This window comes from Pseudomonas sp. R11F (genome assembly GCF_050312575.1).
GTDB classification, from domain to species: Bacteria; Pseudomonadota; Gammaproteobacteria; order Pseudomonadales; family Pseudomonadaceae; genus Aquipseudomonas; species Aquipseudomonas palleroniana.
Genome location: NZ_JBNPJU010000054.1, coordinates 40,179 through 58,083 on the forward strand (window position 1 = coordinate 40,179; position 17,905 = coordinate 58,083).

Here is a 17,905-nt window from a genome sequence, read left to right on the forward strand (position 1 = left end):
GTTAATGCAGTGGCTGTGCCAAGTTGGGCCACCCCCGGTTTTATTGGGTTTACTGTCGAACGGCGAGGACGAATCGCCCTCTAGTGGTGCAGCAGCCAGTAGCCCAGCACCAGATTGATCAGCAATGAGAGGATTGCCAGGGTTTGCCAGACTTTCAGCGGTTCACGCTCCAGCAGCGGGCGTGGCCGCACGCTCAACTCGCGGCGCTCGGCCTGTTCCAGCACCAGCAGCCATTCTTCGGCGGTTTCATAACGTTGCGCGGGTGACGCCGCCACGGCTCGCTCCAGGCTGAGCGGCAGCCAGTCCGGCAGGTCAGGGCGATAGCGGCTGGCGCTGATGGCCTGGGTGAATCGGGGGCGTTGGAAAGCTTCGATCTCGCCGTAGGGGTAGTGCCCCGTCAGCAGGTAATACAGGCTGACGCCAACGCTATACAAATCCTGCTGGGCGGTAGGGCGTTCGCCGTTAAACGCCTCGGGCGCGATAAAGCTTGGCGTGCCGGGCAGCAGGTGGGCGCGGTCTTCCGAGAGCCCCGGGCAGTAGGCCAGGCCGAAATCCAGCACACGCAGCTCACCATCATCGCCCAGCAACAGGTTTTCCGGCTTGATGTCGCGGTGCAGGATCTGCCGCCGGTGCAACAGGCCCACCGCGCGCAGCAAACGCTCGGCAATGGATTGCCATTGGGCCAGGGGCAGAGGGCCCTGGCGCCGGAACAGCTCGGCCAGGGTCTGCCCCGGATATTCACGCATCACATAGTACAAATGCTGACGGTCGCCGGCTGCGTGTACTTCAGGAAAGGCGCGCCCGGCCACCCGGCGCAAAAACCATTCTTCCGACAGCAGAGCCTGGCCCGCGTCGCTGTCATCGTCGCAGTCCAGCGGCAGGGTTTTCAGTAACCACGGCTGCTGCTGGGCGTCGTGCACCCGGTACAGCAAGGACTGTCGACTTTGTGCCAGCACCCCTTCAACCTGCCAGCCTTCAAACCGTTGCCCGGCTTTCAGCAGCGGCGGCAACGGCCATTGCTGCAACTGCACCAACGCATCGCCGAGGGTGGCGCCGCCGAGTTGGTCGACACGCACCAGCAGGGCGCTGGCATTGTCCAGGCTGCCGGCCAGGTGCGCGGCGTTGACCAGGGTCTTGACCGCCGTATCGAGATCGCTTTGCTCACGCAGGATGGCACGGATGCTGTGGTCGCCCAGGGTGGCCCAGACGCCATCGCTGAGCAGAAGGAAGCATTCGCCTGCACGCAGTTCGCCGTCGAGAAAATCCAGCACCAGGTGTTGGTCCAGGCCGAGGGCACGCTTGAGCACATGCTGCATGCCCGGTTGTTCCCACACGTGATCTTCGCTGATGCGCAACAATTGGTCGTCGAGCCAGCGATACACCCGACAGTCTCCCACATGGGCCAGGGTGAAACGTTGCCCACGAAACACCAGGGCGCTGAGGGTAGTCAGCAACGGCTGGCCGCCGCCGTTGGCTTGCAGCCAGCGATTCTGGGCGAGCAGTAACCGTTCGAGCGCCTGGGCCACGCCCCAGGTTTGCGGCGTGGCGTAATAGTCCAGGGCCAGGGCCTGCAAGGTCGAGCGTGCGGCCAGGCCGCCGTCGGCACATTGGCTGACGCCATCGGCCATGGCGCATAAATAGCCTTTGCTCGCGGCCAACTCCGCCACGGGAGTGACCACCCGCAGCGCGTCCTGGTTTTCCGCCCGTGGGCCGATGGCGCTGGCCTGGGCGACGCTCAGTTGCAGGCTCATCAGACGCGCGCGGCGGTCACGGCAGCCGAGCCCCAGGTGGTTCTCCAGCGCCGTTTGACGCCGTACAGGCCGAACCAGGCCAATACGCCAAGGCTGGCGAACAACCACAGTGCCATCTGATAACTGCCGGTGCTTTGCTTGATCGCACCCATGCCCGCCGCCAGGGCGAAACCACCGATACCGCCGGCCATGCCGATCAGGCCGGTCATCACGCCGATCTCACGGCGAAAGCGCTGGGGCACCAGTTGGAACACCGCACCGTTACCGGCACCGAGGCCGAGCATGGTGCACACGAAAAGCGCCAATGCAGCGTAGGAACTGGGCAGGTTGAAGCCCACCGCGGCGATGCAGATCGCGGCCACGCTGTACATGCCGAGCAGGGTGCGAATCCCGCCGAAACGGTCAGCCAGGGCACCGCCCAGCGGGCGCATCAGGCTGCCGCCGAAGACACAGGCGGCGGTGTAGTAGCCGGCGGTCACCGGGCTCAGGCCGTACTGGTCGTTGAAGTAGCCGGGCAGGGCGCTGGCCAGGCCGATAAAACCGCCGAAAGTCACGCTGTAAAAGAACATGAACCACCAACTGTCGCGGTCGCCCAGCGCCTTGAAGTAGTCGGCCATGGCTTTGGGTTTCGGGCGTTCAGGGGCGTTGCGGGCGAGCCAGGCGAAGACGATCAGGGTCAGCACCAACGGAATCAGCGCAAAGCCGAACACGTTGCTCCAGCCGAACGCCGCCGCGAGGACCGGTGCCAGCAAGGCGGCGAACACCGTGCCGGAGTTACCTGCGCCGGCGATGCCCATGGCCTTGCCCTGGTGTTCCGCAGGGTACCATTGGGACGCCAAGGGCAGCGCCACTGCAAACGACGCACCGGCCATGCCCAGGAATACGCCCAGCAACAAGGCTTGTTCGTAGCTGTGGATCCCCAGTTTCCAGGCACCGAACAAGGCACTGATCACAATCACCTGGCCAATCAGCCCGGCGGTCTTGGGCGACAGCCTGTCGGCCAGCATGCCCATGACAAAGCGCAGCACCGCGCCCGCCAGGATCGGCGTGGCCACCACCAGCCCGCGTTGCTGGGTGGTCAGGTGCAGGTCGGCGGCGATTTGCACCGCCAGCGGGCCGAGCAGGTACCACACCATGAAACTCAGGTCGAAATACAGGAACGCGGCGAACAGGGTCGGGGTGTGCCCGGATTTCCAGAAGCTTGATTTCATCACGCACCTCAACGGTTGGGAGTCTGTAAGAAGGCCGAGTGATGGAGCTGCCGACCGTGGCCGCCCCATCCGCCCCATGCGCTGGGGCCAAAACGAAAAAACGCCGCCACCGGGTTTGCGAGGGCAAACCGGGTGGGCGACGTCTTTGTCGTGGAGGGGCAACCGCCGTTGGTTACCTGTGATGAATGCTTAGCAAGAGCTGCGCCAGTTCAGCCAAGCAACTCGCTCATGGCGATGATCTGTTCCGCCACCTGAATCAGTTTTTGCTGGCGGCTCATGGCTTGGCGGCGCATCAGGGTGTAGGCCTCTTCTTCATTACAGTGCTTCATTTTCATCAGCATGCCCTTGGCCAGTTCGATGCGTTTGCGCTCGGCCAACTGCTGGTCACGCGCCTGGAGCTGGGCGCGCAGGGCCTGGTCGCTCTCAAAGCGCGCCATGGCTACATCGAGGATCGGTTGCAGGCGCTGGGCCTGGATACCTTCGACGATATAGGCGCTGACGCCGGACTTGATCGCCTGGCGCATCACACTCGGATCATGCTCGTCGGTGAACATCACGATCGGCCGTGGCTGATCGCGGCTTAACAACACCACTTGCTCCATCACATCGCGGCCGGGCGACTCGGTATCGATCAGGATCACATCCGGGCGCACCGTTTCGACGCGCGCGGGCAGGTCGATGGTCAGGCCGGACTCATCGATTACCTCGAAACCGGCCTCGGTCAGTGCGGCCTTGAGCCGGCCGACCTTGCTCGGGGTGTCGTTGATCAACAGGATTCGCAACATCGGGCACCTCCTGTCAGCGCAGAGCCTGGCGGTTCGCAGGTTCGGCCATGGCGTGCAGGCGGAAGCTGCGAGCGTAAACGGCGGGATCGGAGCCGTCCCAGACCTTGCCGTCGATCAACTGGCTGCTGCGCATGTCTTCGTTGTTCGCGTGCACGCCCACCGCTTGGGCGGCTTGGCGATACAGCTTCAGTTGCTGCACCTGACGCGCCGTGCCGAGGTAGTCGGGGTCTTCCCGCAGCAGGCCCCAGCGGCGGAATTGGGTCATGAACCACATGCCGTCGGACAGGTACGGCAGGTTCACCTCGCCCTCGGCGAAAAAGCGCAACCCGTGGGGATCTTGCCAACGGTTGCCCAGGCCATCGTCATACACACCGAGCAGGCGCGGCTCTATGCAATCGAGCGGTGCGTCGAGGTAGTCGCGGGCGCTGAGCAGCTGTGCGGTGGAGCGCCGGTTTTCCTGGCTGTTTTCGATGAAGCGGCTGGCTTCCAGGATGGCCATCACCAGCACACGCGCCGTGTTGGGGTACTGGTCGACGAAAGCCTGGGTGCAGCCGAGCACTTTTTCCGGGTGGTCCGGCCAGATCGCCTGGGTCGTTGCCAAGGTAAAGCCCTGGCGCTGTTGTACCGCGCTGGCGCACCAGGGTTCGCCGACACAAAAACCATCGATTCGCCCGGCTTGCAGGTGCGCGACCATCTGCGGCGGCGGTACGACCACGCTGTCGACATCCTTAAGGGGATGAATGCCCTGGCTCGCCAGCCAGTAATACAGCCACATGGCGTGGGTGCCTGTGGGAAAGGTCTGGGCGAATGTCAGTTTTGTTCGGCTTTGGTGCACGTGGCGTTCCAATGCCTCAGGAGTGACCACGCCTTGCTGCTGCAAAGCGGGGGACAGGTTGATGCTCTGACCGTTCTGGTTGAGCCCCATCAGCACGGCCATCTCGGTAGGCGTTACGCCGCCAATGCCCAGGTGTACCGCATAGATCAGCCCGTACAGGCTGTGGGCGGCATCCAGCTCGCCGCTGACCAGTTTGTCGCGCAGAGTGGCCCAGGATGCCTGGCGCTTGAGGTTGAGTGTGAGCCCATACGGCTGGGCAAACCCCTGAGTGGCCGCGACCACCAGGGAGGCGCAATCGGTCAAGGCCATGAAGCCCAGGTCGAGGCTGCTTTTTTCCGGGGCGTCGCTGCCGTTGACCCAGGCCAGCGGATCTGAACTCTTCATCAACACCTACCTTTTTCTCTCACAAAAAAGCGCCGTTCCTACAGATGGCCGCGCAGGCCATTGCAGGGTAACGACGCCTTTGTCCGTAAGCCCGCTCCGTCGTTGGTGCGCGCTCAGATACAGAGTGCATAGCAAGGCACATGCCACGGGCTGCCGTCAGTTTTTCATCAAGATTGAGCGCTGCCTGCCTTTCAGTATGGCCGCCTCTTAACGCCGCTCTGCCGAGGAAAACCCAAGGTGCATGCTGATTTCCCTGCAACGAGGCTCCGCCTCCGGTTGCGCAACGGGCTGTTGTGCGCGGTGCTGTTGATGGGCAGTTTCGCGGCCTGGGCCGAGGCTTATCAGGCCAGGGATGAAAACCTGCAGGCGCTGTTGGGCGAGTTGTCGGTGGCACTGGGCGTGCCTGTCGTGACCAGCCGGGAAGTGGCTGGCAGACGGGTGAGCGGGACGTTCGATTTCACCGCGCCGCAACAGGCCCTGGAGGCGCTGGCCCGGCAGGAAGACCTGATCTGGCATAGCGATGGGCAAGGGCTGTACGTCTACGCTGCCGCAGAGGCGAGAAGCCTGGCGGTAGGGCTGCGCCATATTGCTGTCGACGGGATGCGTCGGGCAATGCGGCGTACGGGGCTGGATGAGTCGCGCTATCCGCTGCGTGAGAACGGGGCGCGCACGTTTTATGTGTCGGGGCCGCCGAACTATGTCGAGCAAGTGTTGCGGCTGGCCCAATTGATGGACCGGCCACGCCGAGATGTGCGCCTGGGTAAGTTCTCATTGGCAGTGGTGCAGGTGTTCAACACGCATGTGGAGGATCGCCAATACGGGGCCGGCGCCAACCCGGTGCGTTCGCCGGGGATGGCATCAATGATTCTGGCGCTGTTGTCCAGCGAGCAGAAAAGGTTACTGGCCGACGGGAGCCTTGCCCTGACCGCCTACCCGGATACCAACAGCCTGTTGATCAAGGGCAAGCCTGTCCAGGTGCGGCTGATCGAAAAGCTGGTTGCCGAACTGGATGTCCCCAAGCGACCGAATGAGATTTCGGTCTGGCGAGTGGGCATGGCTCAAGGTGAGCCCACGCCGGCGTCTGGGCCGCCGCCCTTGACTGCGGCGCAGTATGAGCGCGTGCAGCGTGCGTTTGTCCGACCCGGGCGCGAGCCGCCTCCGTGAACCAGCGTGGTTTATTCGCTCGGCAGCGAATTGTCTTACCGGGAGTGGCCAAAAAGCGCCGTTCGAATGGGTTTTTTCCTAACGCGGGCCGTAAGACAGGTTTTTATAGTCGTGAGGTTGGCGGCGAGCCGGTACAGGAAATAAGGATTGGAATGTCAGTAGTCGGATGCAGAGGTACGCATGCCCGTGATGATTGAGCTCGCGACGCTGCCCCTCGTCTTTGCTCACTGGACCCTGCACCCTGATGGCCGGTTGACAGGCGGGGAGGCGGATATTCAGTTGCCACCCAAGGAGGGGCAGGTGCTGCGATTGCTGCTGGCCTCGGCCGGCACGCTGGTGACCAAGGACCGTTTGCTGGAGCGGGTGTGGCCCCGGGGGGAAGTGGCTGAGGAGTCACTGACGCGCTGCATCTATGCCTTGCGCAAGCATTTGCGCGGCGACAAGGCGTTTATCAAGACGATCTATGGCCGAGGCTATCGTTTTACCTGTCCGGTGCAGGTTGAAGGGTCTGAGCGTGGGCGATTGACGCACGTGTGTCCGGGCTGTGGGCAGTTGAGCCATGTATAAGCGGTGGGGCCAAGCCGTGTTGTTGAGCCTGTTGATGGGCAGCCAGACGGCGTTGGCTTATTGCTGGGAGGAGGTTGCCGGTCGCTATGACCTCGAACCGGAGTTGCTCCAGGCCATTGCTGCCGTCGAGTCGGGTTATCGTGCCGGGGCGATGAACTACGCCAACCGTAATGGCACGCGTGATATCGGCTTGATGCAGATCAACAGCATTCATTTGCCGCGCTTGCGCAAGCTGGGCATCACCGAAGAGCGGCTGCTGAATGAGCCTTGCCTGTCTGTCGAGGTCGGCGCCTCGATACTCGCCGAGTTTATCCAACGCTTCGGCTACAACTGGACGGCTGTCGGCTCATACAACGTGGGGGCGGGGGCAGGGCCCAAGCGCGATGCATTGCGCCTGCAATACGCGCAGAAGATCTGGGCGCGCTATGAGGCGTTGGTCGCCAATCGCTACTGACGATTGGGCCGCACGCCTCGCATGCGGCCTATGACCCCGGCTATAATCGCCGCCACCTTTCGCCGCCATCCGAGTCTAGCCCGCCCATGTATACCCTGGCCCGCCAGCTGTTGTTCAAACTTTCCCCGGAAACCTCTCATGATCTGTCCCTGGACTTGATCGGTGCCGGTGGCCGCCTGGGTCTCAATGGCCTGGTATGCAAGGCTGCGGCGAAAGTGCCGGTGTCGGTGATGGGGCTCGAGTTCCCTAACCCGGTCGGCTTGGCTGCGGGCCTGGACAAGAACGGCGCGGCCATCGACGGTTTCGCGCAGCTGGGTTTCGGCTTTGTCGAAATCGGCACCGTGACCCCGCGCCCGCAGCCGGGTAACCCCAAGCCACGCATCTTCCGCCTGCCGGAAGCCGAGGCGATCATCAACCGCATGGGCTTCAACAACCTGGGGGTCGATCATCTGCTGTCGCGGGTGCAGGCGGCGAAGTACAAGGGCGTCCTGGGGATCAATATCGGCAAGAACTTCGACACGCCCGTGGAGCGTGCGGTGGATGACTACCTGATCTGCCTGGACAAGGTCTACGCCCATGCCAGCTACGTCACCGTCAACGTCAGTTCGCCGAATACCCCGGGCCTGCGCAGCCTGCAGTTCGGTGACTCCCTCAAGCAATTGCTCGAAGCCTTGCGCCAGCGCCAGGAAGACCTGGCGGTGCGTCATGGCAAGCGCGTGCCTTTGGCAATCAAGATTGCCCCGGACATGAGTGATGAAGAAACCGTGCTGGTGGCTCAGGCCCTGATGGACTCGGGCATGGACGCGGTGATCGCGACCAACACGACCCTCAGCCGCGTCGGTGTTGAGGGTCTGGCGCATGGGGATGAGGCGGGTGGCCTGTCGGGTGCGCCGGTACGGGACAAGAGCACGCACATCGTCAAGGTGCTGGCGGCTGAGCTGGCCGGGCGTTTGCCGATCATTGCCGTGGGCGGTATCACCGAAGGCAAGCATGCTGCCGAGAAGATCGCGGCCGGCGCCAGTCTGGTGCAGTTGTACTCCGGTTTCATCTACAAAGGGCCGGCACTGATTCGCGAGGCGGTGGATGCGATCGCGGCGAGCGGGCTTGCGTCGCGCTGAGCTCACCGCGCTCTTTGTAGTGAGCGGGCTCGCCCCGCGCGGCGGTGTGTCAGGTAAGTTTGAGCCGCCTGACACACCGCAGCGCGGGGCAAGCCCGCTCACTACAAGAGCAGCAATAAAAAGGGCTCCATAAGGAGCCCCTGGGCCGAAGCCCGCCGCCCGAATGGGGCGTGCGTGGTTAAGTCATTACAGCTTCAAAAGTGTCGTGTCGGAATTAAGTGCCCTGATTAGCCGACGGCGTGAAGTTCGTTGAGTCTGTGGATGCCCGCAGTGCCAGTCATACCGTCCCAGTTGTCGCCGCGTCCTTCTCGCCAGCCGTTGATCCAGGCTTGGCGTACCGACGGTAGAGTAAAAGGGCAAAGCTCACGGGATTTTCCATGAACGCCATATTGATATCCGCGTAAAAATGCTCTTTCCAACGGATCACGCTTAAGTCTTCTCATAGGGTGTTTCCCTCACTTGTTGACTGTCTTGATATCCTTCAGCCTCATCCGAGGCCGGGCAGAGTTTTTCTGCCGTTGGTGGGCTCGCTGCCGGCGTGGCGAGCCAATGTGTCGGCGTCGTTACGGCGCCAACCTGTGTTGAGTTCTAACCAATAGGTCACATGGATTCAATGATCGTTTTGTCATAAGCACGTAACGATAACGATGCTATAGCCATAAGCTGGGATGGCTTTTCGCCCCATTTATCGGGCAAAGCCAGCTATGATGTGCCTTGCGAAGCGGATAGGTTTAATCCTTTAGTGAGAATGTCCGCCCGTTGCAGTCGGTTATTATTCGACGAAGGGTCGGAATATTACTTTCTGTTACAGCCAATTGTTTATCTGCCCCGTCAATTCAAGGCCCAAAAGCCCGGCAGCCGGGGTGGAACGGCACATTCGTGCCACGCGAGCACTCTTCGAGAAAAGTGCTTGATTGAAAACCGAGCCGGCGATGCGTCGCCCGTTCACTGATTGCTGAAAAGCCTGGAATGCCCATGTCGGACCGTTTTGAACTCTTCCTCACCTGCCCCAAGGGCCTTGAAGGCCTGCTGATCGAGGAAGCCGTCGGGCTTGGCCTTGAGGACGCCCGCGAGCACACCTCGGCCGTGCGCGGCATGGCCGATATGGAAACCGCCTACCGCCTGTGTCTCTGGTCGCGCCTGGCCAACCGTGTGCTGCTGGTACTCAAGCGCTTCCCGATGAAGGACGCCGAAGACCTCTACCACGGCGTGCTGGATATCGAATGGGCTGACCACATGGTCCCGGATGGCACCCTGGCGGTGGAATTCAGTGGCCATGGTTCCGGTATCGACAACACCCACTTCGGCGCGCTGAAGGTCAAGGATGCGATCGTCGACAAACTGCGCACCCCGACCGGCGAACGCCCGTCCATCGACAAGATCAACCCGGACCTGCGTATTCACCTGCGCCTGGACCGTGGCGAGGCGATCCTGTCCCTCGACCTGTCCGGCCACAGCCTGCACCAGCGCGGTTACCGCCTGCAGCAGGGCGCCGCACCGTTGAAGGAAAACCTGGCGGCCGCGATCCTGATCCGTGCCGGCTGGCCGCGCATTTCCGCCGAGGGCGGCGCGCTGACCGACCCGATGTGCGGTGTGGGCACCTTCCTGGTGGAAGGCGCGATGATCGCTGCCGACATGGCGCCCAACCTCAATCGTGAACTGTGGGGCTTCACCACCTGGCTGGGTCACGTCCCGGCATTGTGGAAGAAACTGCATGCCGAGGCCGCTGAACGTGCCGCCGTCGGCATGAACAAAACCCCGCTGTGGATTCGGGGCTACGAGGCTGATCCGCGTCTTATCCAGCCGGCACGCAATAACATCGAACGCGCAGGCCTCAGCCATTGGATCAAGGTGTACCAGGGCGAAGTCGGCACCTTCGAGCCGCGCCCGGACCAGAACCAGAAAGGCCTGGTGATCTGCAACCCACCCTACGGTGAGCGTCTGGGTGATGAAGCCAGCCTGTTGTACCTCTACCAGAACCTCGGCGAGCGCCTGCGCCAGGCCTGTATGGGCTGGGAAGCGGCGGTGTTTACCGGCGCGCCGGACCTGGGCAAGCGCATGGGGATCCGCAGCCACAAGCAGTATTCGTTCTGGAACGGTGCCTTGCCGTGCAAATTGCTGCTGATCAAGGTCAACCCGGACCAATTCGTCACGGGCGAGCGCCGCACGCCCGAGCAGCGTCAGGCCGAACGTGAGCAAGCCGCCTACGATCAAGCCCCGGCCGAGCCGCAAGAGCGCCAGTACAACAAGAACGGTAACCCGATCAAGCCAGCCCCGGCTCCTGTGGTCGAGCAGGCACGCTTGAGTGAAGGCGGGCAGATGTTCGCCAACCGCCTGCAGAAAAACCTCAAGCTGCTGGGCAAGTGGGCCAAGCGCGAAGGCGTGGATTGCTACCGCGTGTACGACGCCGATATGCCGGAATACTCCATGGCCATCGACCTGTACCACGACTGGGTGCACGTGCAGGAATACGCCGCGCCGAAATCCATCGACCCGGAAAAAGCCTCCGCGCGCATGTTCGATGCGCTGGCGGCCATTCCCCAGGCGCTGAACGTCGACAAGAGCCGCGTCGTGGTCAAGCGTCGCGAGCGTCAGAGCGGCACCAAGCAGTACGAGCGTCAGAGCGCCCAGGGCAAGTTCACCGAAGTCAGCGAAGGCGGCGTGAAGTTGCTGGTCAACCTCACGGATTACCTGGACACCGGTCTGTTCCTCGACCACCGTCCGATGCGCCTGCGCATCCAGAAAGAGGCCGCCGGCAAGCGCTTCCTCAACCTGTATTGCTACACCGCCACCGCCAGTGTGCACGCGGCCAAGGGCGGCGCGCGCAGCACCACCAGCGTCGACCTGTCCAAGACCTACCTGGACTGGGCGCGTCGCAACTTCTCCCTCAACGGTTTCTCCGACAAGAACCGCCTGGAGCAGGGTGATGTGATGGCCTGGCTGGAGGCCAGCCGCGATGAGTTCGACCTGATCTTCATCGACCCGCCGACCTTTTCCAACTCCAAGCGCATGGAAGGCATCTTCGACGTGCAGCGTGACCACGTGCAGTTGCTTGACCTGGCCATGGCCCGCCTGGCACCGGGCGGCGTGCTGTACTTCTCCAACAACTTCCGCAAGTTCCAGTTGGAGGACAACCTCAGCGAACGCTATGCGGTCGAGGAAATCAGCGACAAGACCATCGACCCGGATTTCGCACGTAACGCGAAGATCCACCGGGCCTGGAAAATCACCGCGCGCTGATTGCCGCAGCGCAGTGCACCTGAAAGCCGCAAACCTGAATTTTCCAGGTTTGCGGCTTTTTTACGCTGGTCAAATTCCGGACCGATGGCTATAACTTAATCCCTAGCCAAAGTGACACCCCCGCACGCTGGCGTTGTGAGTGTTGCCTATGCCTTTACCCGCTGCCCGCCCGAAAATCCTAGGCTTTATCAGTGAGCAGGCATCGGCTTGGCTGGTGGCATTGGTGGTATTACTGGCAGGCTGCGCGCTGACGGCGGTTGTCGCGTGGGCGGCTGCCGACCTTTATCAGCAACAGGTGCGCCAGCGTTTCCAGTTGCTGGTCAATGAACGTTCTACACGCATTCAGGAACGTTTCGAGGACCAGGAGCAACGCCTGGGCAGCCTGCGGCGTTTCTTCATCAACTCCGCTGATGTCTCTCGCGAAGAGTTCGACGGCTTCGCCCAGCCCTTGCTGTTGCATACCCGCGCCTATGCGTGGGCGCCCCGGGTATTTCGCGAGCAACGCGCTCAGTTTGAGCAAGAGATCTCCCGACAGCGCGGCAGCCCTTTTGTGATCCGTGAACTCAATGCGGCGGGCAATTTGGCCGCGGCCCCCGAGCGCGATGAGTACGTCCCGGTGCTGTTCAGCCAGACCCAGAGCCTGCTGGGCTCACCCCTGGGGTTTGACCTGCTGGCCCAGCCCCTGCGCCGATCGGTCCTTGAGCGTGCGCAAAAAAGTCGCAAGCCGGCAGTGTCCCAGCCGATGCAACTGGTGGGGGTGGAGCCCGCCTATGCAGCCGGCGTGTTGTTAGTGTCGCCGGTGAGCAAAACCCCGGACGCCGAGCCCTACGGGTTTGTGATGGCGGTGATCAGCATGCGTCAGCTGGTGGCCGAGGGTTTGCCCAAGTCGACACGCGACAATCTGGTGATGCAGATCGTCGACACCTCAGATGATCAGGAACGTGTGCTGTATGCCTCCAGTAATTCGGTGGGCGACAGCGGCCTGGCCGCTGCGCGCCGGATCACCCTGGGCGACCATGTCTACATCCTGAGCCTGCGTGCCAGTAAGGTATTCGACCAGGCCAACCACTCTTCGATGAGCATGATCCTGACCATGGGCGTGCTGCTCAGTCTCTTGCTCAGTGCCTTGCTTTACGTACTGGTCAGCCAACGCCAGCGCGCCTTGAAACTGGTGGAGCAGCGCACCGTGCAGTTGCGCCTGCGCGAGCAAGAATTGCGCGGCGCGCATGGCCAATTGCGCAGTGTGCTGAATGCGGCGACCCAGGTCGCGATCATCGCCACCGACTTGCGTGGCGTGATCAACACCTTCAATGCTGGTGCCGAGCAAATGCTGGGGTTCAAGGCCGAACAGGTGTTGGGGCAACTGAGCCTGGACAGCCTGCACCTGCCTTCGGAACTGGAAGCCCGGGCCGTGCACTTGAGCGCGGCGTTGGGCAAGCGTATCGCACCCTGCCAGGCGATGCTGGTGGAAAGCCCGGACAGCCAGCATGAAGCCCGTGAGTGGACCTTGAGGCGCGAGGACGGCAGCCACTTGACGGCCAATATGCTGCCGACGGTGTTGCTCGATGAGCACGGTCTGTGGATCGGGAACCTGGCGATTTACCGCGATGTCACTGAGCAAAAACGTGCCTACGAGGCCCTGGCGGCACGCGACCGTTTGCTGAAAAAACTCAGCGCCCATGTGCCCGGTGGAATCTTCCAGTTCACCGTGGAGCCTCAGGACCGCTGGCGCTTCATCTATGCCAGTGACGGCATGCGCGATATCTATGAAATCGAACCGGGCGTGTTGCAGCAGGATGCGAGCAGCGTTCTCGAGCGTATCCATCCGTTGGACGTGGAGCGGGTGCGCAACTCGATTCGTCTGTCGGCGTTGCAGTTGAGCCATTGGCGCGAAGAGTATCGGGTGCAACTGCCGCACCGGGGCCTGCGCTGGATTCGCGGTGAGGCCACGCCGGAAGAGTTACCGGGAGGCGGTACGTTGTGGCATGGCTATGTGTCGGATATTTCCGATCTGAAGCGGGTCGAGGAAGAGCTGCGCACGCTGTCGATTACCGACGCGCTGACGGGTATCCATAACCGGCGCTATTTCCAGGATCGCGTCAAGGCGGAGATGATCCGGCTTAACCGGACCTGCGGCGCATTGTCATTGATCATGTTCGATATCGACCATTTCAAGCGGATCAACGATCAGTACGGGCATGGCGTAGGCGACGGGGTTCTGCAGGAACTGTGCAAACGCGTTCTTCAGCGTCTGCGTCGCAGCGATGTGTTTTGCCGCCTGGGTGGTGAAGAGTTCGTGGTGTTGTGCCCCAATACCGATGGCGACCAGGCCTACAGCCTTGCGATGGCGCTGTGGGAGTCGCTGCGCTGTGCGCCGATGGAGACGGTGGGCATCGTGACCGCCAGCTTTGGTGTGGCCAACTGGCGGGTCGACGAAGGGGTTGATGGGTTGTTGCTGCGTGCGGACTCGGCGGTGTATGTGGCCAAGCAGGAGGGCAGGGACCGGGTAGAAATGTGTGGCAGGGGCGGTGCGCCGAGTCGATTGAATCGCGAATCTGGTGAGTCAGCCAAAATCTGGGGTGACTGACCGCCCGAATTCGCGACTCTCCTGCCGGGTCAGAGCACCGGCGCTGCAGCGCTCAGTTTCGGCTGGCGATACAGGTCCAGCAATACCTGATCCAGCACCGACGAAGCGCCCCACGGCTTCGAGTCGTTGAGAATGGCCACCACGACCCAGGTATTGCCATTGTTGTCCCGGCTGAACCCGGCGATAGCGCGCACGGTGTTCAAGGTGCCGGTTTTGACATGGGCTTCGCCGCGCAAAGCCGTGGTCTTCAGGCGTTTACGCATGGTGCCGTCGGTACCGGCAATCGGCAGTGAGCTGATGTATTCGGCCGCGTAAGGGCTTTTCCAGGCGGCTTGCAGCATGGCCGCCATCTCGCGCGCACTGACCCGTTCGGCGCGGGACAGGCCGGAGCCGTTTTCCATTACCAGGTGAGGGGCGGTGATGCCTTTCTTCGCCAGCCATTGGCGTACTACGCGTTGCGCCGCCTTGGCATCGTCGCCATCGGCATCGTTGCGAAACTGTGCACCCAGGCTCAGGAACAACTGCTGGGCCATGGTGTTGTTACTGTATTTGTTGATGTCGCGGATGATTTCCGCCAGGTCCGGCGAGAACGCACGGGCCAGCACCTTCGCATCCTTGGGCACCGGTGCCTGGATATCGCGGCCCTGGATCGTACCGCCCAACTCCTGCCAGATCGCACGTACGGCGCCGGCGGTGTAGGTGGCGTGGTCCAACAGCGACAGGTAAGTCTGCGAACTGCAGCCATCACCCAACTGGCCACTGACCGTAACGGTCACGCTGCCATCGGCCGCAGTCGTGGGGTTGTAGCGTACGTCGCCGGTGCATTGCTTGGCATTGTTCGCCTTGACCTGATTGTCGATGCGGATGCTCGCGATCGGTGGTTCGACCGACACGATCACCCGGCCTGAGTCGTTGCGGGTGACAAAGCGCAGGGCCTTGAGGTTGACCAGCAAGGCATCGGGCTTGACCAGGAACGGTTTGTTTTCGTCGTTGCCGTCGTCATTGAATTCCGGCAGTTGTGGCTGGTTGAAGAAACTGCGGTCCAGCACCAGGTCGCCGGTCACTTGCTGTACGCCGTTGGCACGCAGATCGCGCATCAGCAGCCAGAGTTTTTCCATGTTCAGCTTGGGGTCGCCACCCCCCTTGAGGTACAGGTTGCCGCGCAACACGCCACCGCTGAGGGTGCCGTCGGTGTAGAACTCGGTCTTCCACTGATGGTTGGGGCCGAGCATTTCCAGGGCCGCATAGGTGGTGATCAGCTTCATGGTCGAGGCCGGGTTCACCGAGACGTCAGCGTTGAAAATGGTCGGCGTGCCTGGACCGTTCAACGGCAACATCACCAGAGACAGCGAGGTGTTCTGGATTTTGGCTTTCTGGAGGGCCTGCTGAACATTCGGGGGCAGGGTGTTATTGACGGGGGCAGCGGAGACGGAAAAGGCCAGTGGGAGGAAAAGACCGGCAATGAGCACTGAACGTAAAGATTTGATCATAAGGAATAAAACCCTGCTGCTGAGGAGGGTGAAAAGGTGAGGGGTAAATAAGAAAAATCCCTCAATGGTCATGAAAGTGTCGGCATTATGCCCCAAGGTGCATGCCGTTGTAGCTGAACGATAGCGGGTAATTGGCGTTTTTTTCAGGCACGGGACCGCTCTGCCGGCGAATTCGGCTGGTGAGCGCTTTGGATATCAAGGATTGAAGGCTTTGGAAGGGCAGCCCTGCGGCGTGCGGCTTGTAGCGAGGGGTGACGCTTAAACAAACAGGGCCATCACGAAGGATGGCCCTGATGGCGATCAAGCAACAGGGTTGATCGGCTTTTCCGGGTACCACACGTCCAGCAATGGGCTGACTTCGGCTTTGGTCAGTTCATCGCGGGACTTGAGCCAGGCTTCAACCTTGGCACGCTGCTCTTCGCTGACCGAGCCACGCTTCTGCAGGCAGACCAGACCGTAGTCGTCACCACCGACGTAGCCCAGGCCGTTGGCTTCCATGGCTTCTTTCAGGAACGCGTCGAGAAATGCATCGATTTTATCGTCAGCCAGATTTTCCTTGAAGTCCAGGTTCAGCTCGAACCCCAATTCCTGGAACTCGTCCACACACAGTTTTTTGCGCAGACGCTGGGAGCGGTTAGTGGCCATGAAAACATTCCTCTTAATAAATATCGGTGCGCACTCTACCAGTTAATAGGCCTGACTGCCCCATTTGCGTGCTATCACCGTCTGCCGCCGGGCAGAAAACCGATGTTTGCCGGGGCGGTAAAGTCTGCCGGGGTGGGCTTGATAAACAGTGGTTTGTACCACTCGGCGGGGCTTTTTAACCGTTTATGCATGGCTTCATGGTGGTGTAATAAATCCATGCTGCCGCGATGCCATGACTGACCCTTGACGGATACCCACTTATGCCAGCTCCCTTGATTGCTGTAGAAACTTCTCCCGACTTGCCGACGGATGCTGATGTCGTGGTGATTGGCGGTGGAATCATCGGTTCCTTTACTGCTTATTACCTGGCCAAGCGCGGCATGAAGGTCGCCCTGGTTGAAAAGGGCCGCATAGGCGCCGAGCAGTCGAGCCGTAACTGGGGCTGGTGCCGTCAGCAAAATCGCGATGCGCGCGAGCTGCCGATGTCTACCAAGAGCCTGGATCTGTGGGAGAAGTTCGCCGCCGAGACCGGCGAGCAAACTGGCTTTACCCGTTGTGGCCTGCTTTACCTGAGCAACGACGAAAAGGAGCTCGATACTTGGGCACGTTGGGGCGAGTTCGCCCGTTCGGTCAACGTCGAGACTTATATGCTGACGGCACAGCAAGCCGCTGACCGCGGGCGGGTGACCGGCAAACCGTGGAAAGGTGGGGTCTACTCACCCACCGACGGCATCGCCGATCCCTCCCGCGCCGCCCCGGCGGTCGCCCGCGCGATCATGGCGCTCGGCAGCACGGTGCATCAGGACTGCGCGGTACGGGGCGTGGAAACCGAAGGTGGTCGACTGTCTGCGGTGGTCACCGAAAAAGGCACTATCCGCACCCGGCTTGCCGTGCTCGCCGCAGGCGCCTGGGCTTCCTCGTTCTGCCGCCAATACGGCATTCGTTTTCCCCAGGCGACCATTCGCCAGACCGTGCTTCGCGTGTCGCCTCCAAGCCTGGAGCTGCCGAGTGCGCTGCACACTACCTATGCCTCGATGACACGCCGTTTCGATGGCAGCTACACCTTGGCGATCAGTGGGCGCGGGCGTGTCGACCCCACTCCGCAGTTGCTCAGCTTTGCACCGCAGTTCCTGCCGATGTTTCAACGCCGCTGGCGCAACCTCGCCGTGGGTGGGTTCGAGGGGGTGAGGGCGGGTCATGAAGGCTGGAAGCGCTGGCGCCTGGACGCGCCGACGCCGATGGAGAAGATGCGGATTCTGGATCCGACTCCGGACGCCTCGGCGGTCAAACTGACCTACCAGCGCGGGACGCAACTGATACCGGCGCTTAAAGACTCAACGGTGACTGCCGCGTGGGCGGGGTATGTGGACAGCACGCCCGACGGCGTCCCCGGCATCGGTGAAATGGCCAACCTGCCCGGGCTGATATTGGCGGCAGGGTTCAGTGGGCATGGGTTTGGTATCGGGCCGGGGGCGGGGCATCTGATTGCGGACATTGTCAGTGGCGCGCAGCCTATCGTGGACCCGACGCCTTATCATCCGGACCGGTTCAAATCATCGGCGTGGGGCAAAGTCGCGGATTTCTGAAATCGTGGATATCTGAAGTGAATATCTGAAAAGGGGGGCTTGCTCCCGATAGCGGTGGGTCAGTTGACACATCAGGTGGCTGACCCAC

General features: G+C 61.8%; 14 protein-coding genes. 7 read left to right on the forward strand and 7 right to left on the reverse strand.

Annotated features, from left to right (window positions below; translation table 11 throughout):
* Nucleotides 1-80: 80 nt before the first annotated feature.
* The 4 genes from ACQRBV_RS15205 to ACQRBV_RS15220 form a co-directional block, all read right to left on the reverse strand.
* A complete protein-coding gene (locus ACQRBV_RS15205; protein WP_411985825.1) occupies nucleotides 81-1,751 on the reverse strand; it encodes a protein kinase domain-containing protein in 1,671 nt (556 codons plus the stop codon).
* Nucleotides 1,751-2,962: a nitrate/nitrite transporter gene (locus ACQRBV_RS15210; protein WP_060756217.1), complete on the reverse strand. Its 1,212-nt coding sequence runs from the start codon at nucleotides 2,960-2,962 to the stop codon at nucleotides 1,751-1,753. The genes ACQRBV_RS15205 and ACQRBV_RS15210 overlap by 1 nt, the downstream gene beginning before the upstream one ends.
* 209 nt (nucleotides 2,963-3,171) lie before the next feature.
* Nucleotides 3,172-3,747, reverse strand: coding sequence for an ANTAR domain-containing response regulator (locus ACQRBV_RS15215; protein WP_060756216.1), 576 nt, complete (start codon nucleotides 3,745-3,747; stop codon nucleotides 3,172-3,174).
* Between the two features lie 13 nt (nucleotides 3,748-3,760).
* A complete protein-coding gene (locus ACQRBV_RS15220) occupies nucleotides 3,761-4,966 on the reverse strand; it encodes a CmpA/NrtA family ABC transporter substrate-binding protein (protein ID WP_411985824.1) in 1,206 nt (401 codons plus the stop codon).
* A gap of 309 nt (nucleotides 4,967-5,275) precedes the next feature.
* Between ACQRBV_RS15220 and ACQRBV_RS15225 the strand changes: the two genes are divergently transcribed.
* The 4 genes from ACQRBV_RS15225 (at nucleotide 5,276) to ACQRBV_RS15240 (ending at nucleotide 8,269) form a co-directional block, all read left to right on the forward strand.
* The gene (locus tag ACQRBV_RS15225) at nucleotides 5,276-6,130 is read left to right on the forward strand and encodes a secretin N-terminal domain-containing protein (RefSeq protein WP_411985823.1); all 855 of its coding nucleotides are present in this window, start codon (nucleotides 5,276-5,278) and stop codon (nucleotides 6,128-6,130) included.
* Nucleotides 6,131-6,310: 180 nt separating this feature from the next.
* On the forward strand, nucleotides 6,311-6,697 hold the full coding sequence (locus tag ACQRBV_RS15230) for a winged helix-turn-helix domain-containing protein (RefSeq protein WP_411985822.1): 387 nt from the start codon (nucleotides 6,311-6,313) through the stop codon (nucleotides 6,695-6,697).
* Nucleotides 6,690-7,151 carry a transglycosylase SLT domain-containing protein gene (locus ACQRBV_RS15235; protein WP_162843523.1) on the forward strand — a complete coding sequence of 154 codons (462 nt, stop codon included), beginning with the start codon at nucleotides 6,690-6,692 and terminating at the stop codon, nucleotides 7,149-7,151. The genes ACQRBV_RS15230 and ACQRBV_RS15235 overlap by 8 nt, the downstream gene beginning before the upstream one ends.
* 86 nt (nucleotides 7,152-7,237) lie before the next feature.
* Entirely contained in the window at nucleotides 7,238-8,269 is a 1,032-nt protein-coding gene (locus tag ACQRBV_RS15240) for a quinone-dependent dihydroorotate dehydrogenase (RefSeq protein ID WP_060756211.1), read from the forward strand.
* Nucleotides 8,270-8,496: 227 nt separating this feature from the next.
* Here the strand turns inward: ACQRBV_RS15240 and rmf are convergent, their stop codons facing one another.
* Nucleotides 8,497-8,712, reverse strand: coding sequence for a ribosome modulation factor (rmf, locus tag ACQRBV_RS15245; protein ID WP_002553055.1), 216 nt, complete (start codon nucleotides 8,710-8,712; stop codon nucleotides 8,497-8,499).
* 532 nt (nucleotides 8,713-9,244) lie between these two features.
* On the opposite strand from rmf, the gene rlmKL reads away from it, so the two are divergent.
* Both rlmKL and ACQRBV_RS15255 read left to right on the forward strand, forming a co-directional pair.
* On the forward strand, nucleotides 9,245-11,509 hold the full coding sequence (gene rlmKL / locus ACQRBV_RS15250; protein ID WP_411985821.1) for a bifunctional 23S rRNA (guanine(2069)-N(7))-methyltransferase RlmK/23S rRNA (guanine(2445)-N(2))-methyltransferase RlmL: 2,265 nt from the start codon (nucleotides 9,245-9,247) through the stop codon (nucleotides 11,507-11,509).
* A gap of 148 nt (nucleotides 11,510-11,657) precedes the next feature.
* Nucleotides 11,658-14,096 carry a sensor domain-containing diguanylate cyclase gene (locus tag ACQRBV_RS15255; protein ID WP_411985820.1) on the forward strand — a complete coding sequence of 813 codons (2,439 nt, stop codon included), beginning with the start codon at nucleotides 11,658-11,660 and terminating at the stop codon, nucleotides 14,094-14,096.
* Between the two features lie 29 nt (nucleotides 14,097-14,125).
* On the opposite strand, the gene dacB is transcribed toward ACQRBV_RS15255, so the two are convergent.
* Together dacB and ACQRBV_RS15265 are read right to left on the reverse strand one after the other, a co-directional pair.
* Entirely contained in the window at nucleotides 14,126-15,586 is a 1,461-nt protein-coding gene (gene dacB / locus ACQRBV_RS15260; RefSeq protein WP_244385292.1) for a D-alanyl-D-alanine carboxypeptidase/D-alanyl-D-alanine endopeptidase, read from the reverse strand.
* 300 nt (nucleotides 15,587-15,886) lie between these two features.
* The gene (locus ACQRBV_RS15265) at nucleotides 15,887-16,231 is read right to left on the reverse strand and encodes a YggL family protein (RefSeq protein WP_161549603.1); all 345 of its coding nucleotides are present in this window, start codon (nucleotides 16,229-16,231) and stop codon (nucleotides 15,887-15,889) included.
* Between the two features lie 260 nt (nucleotides 16,232-16,491).
* Between ACQRBV_RS15265 and ACQRBV_RS15270 the strand changes: the two genes are divergently transcribed.
* Nucleotides 16,492-17,817, forward strand: a complete 1,326-nt coding sequence (locus ACQRBV_RS15270; RefSeq protein ID WP_411985819.1) for an NAD(P)/FAD-dependent oxidoreductase — start codon at nucleotides 16,492-16,494, stop codon at nucleotides 17,815-17,817.
* Nucleotides 17,818-17,905 lie beyond the last annotated feature (88 nt).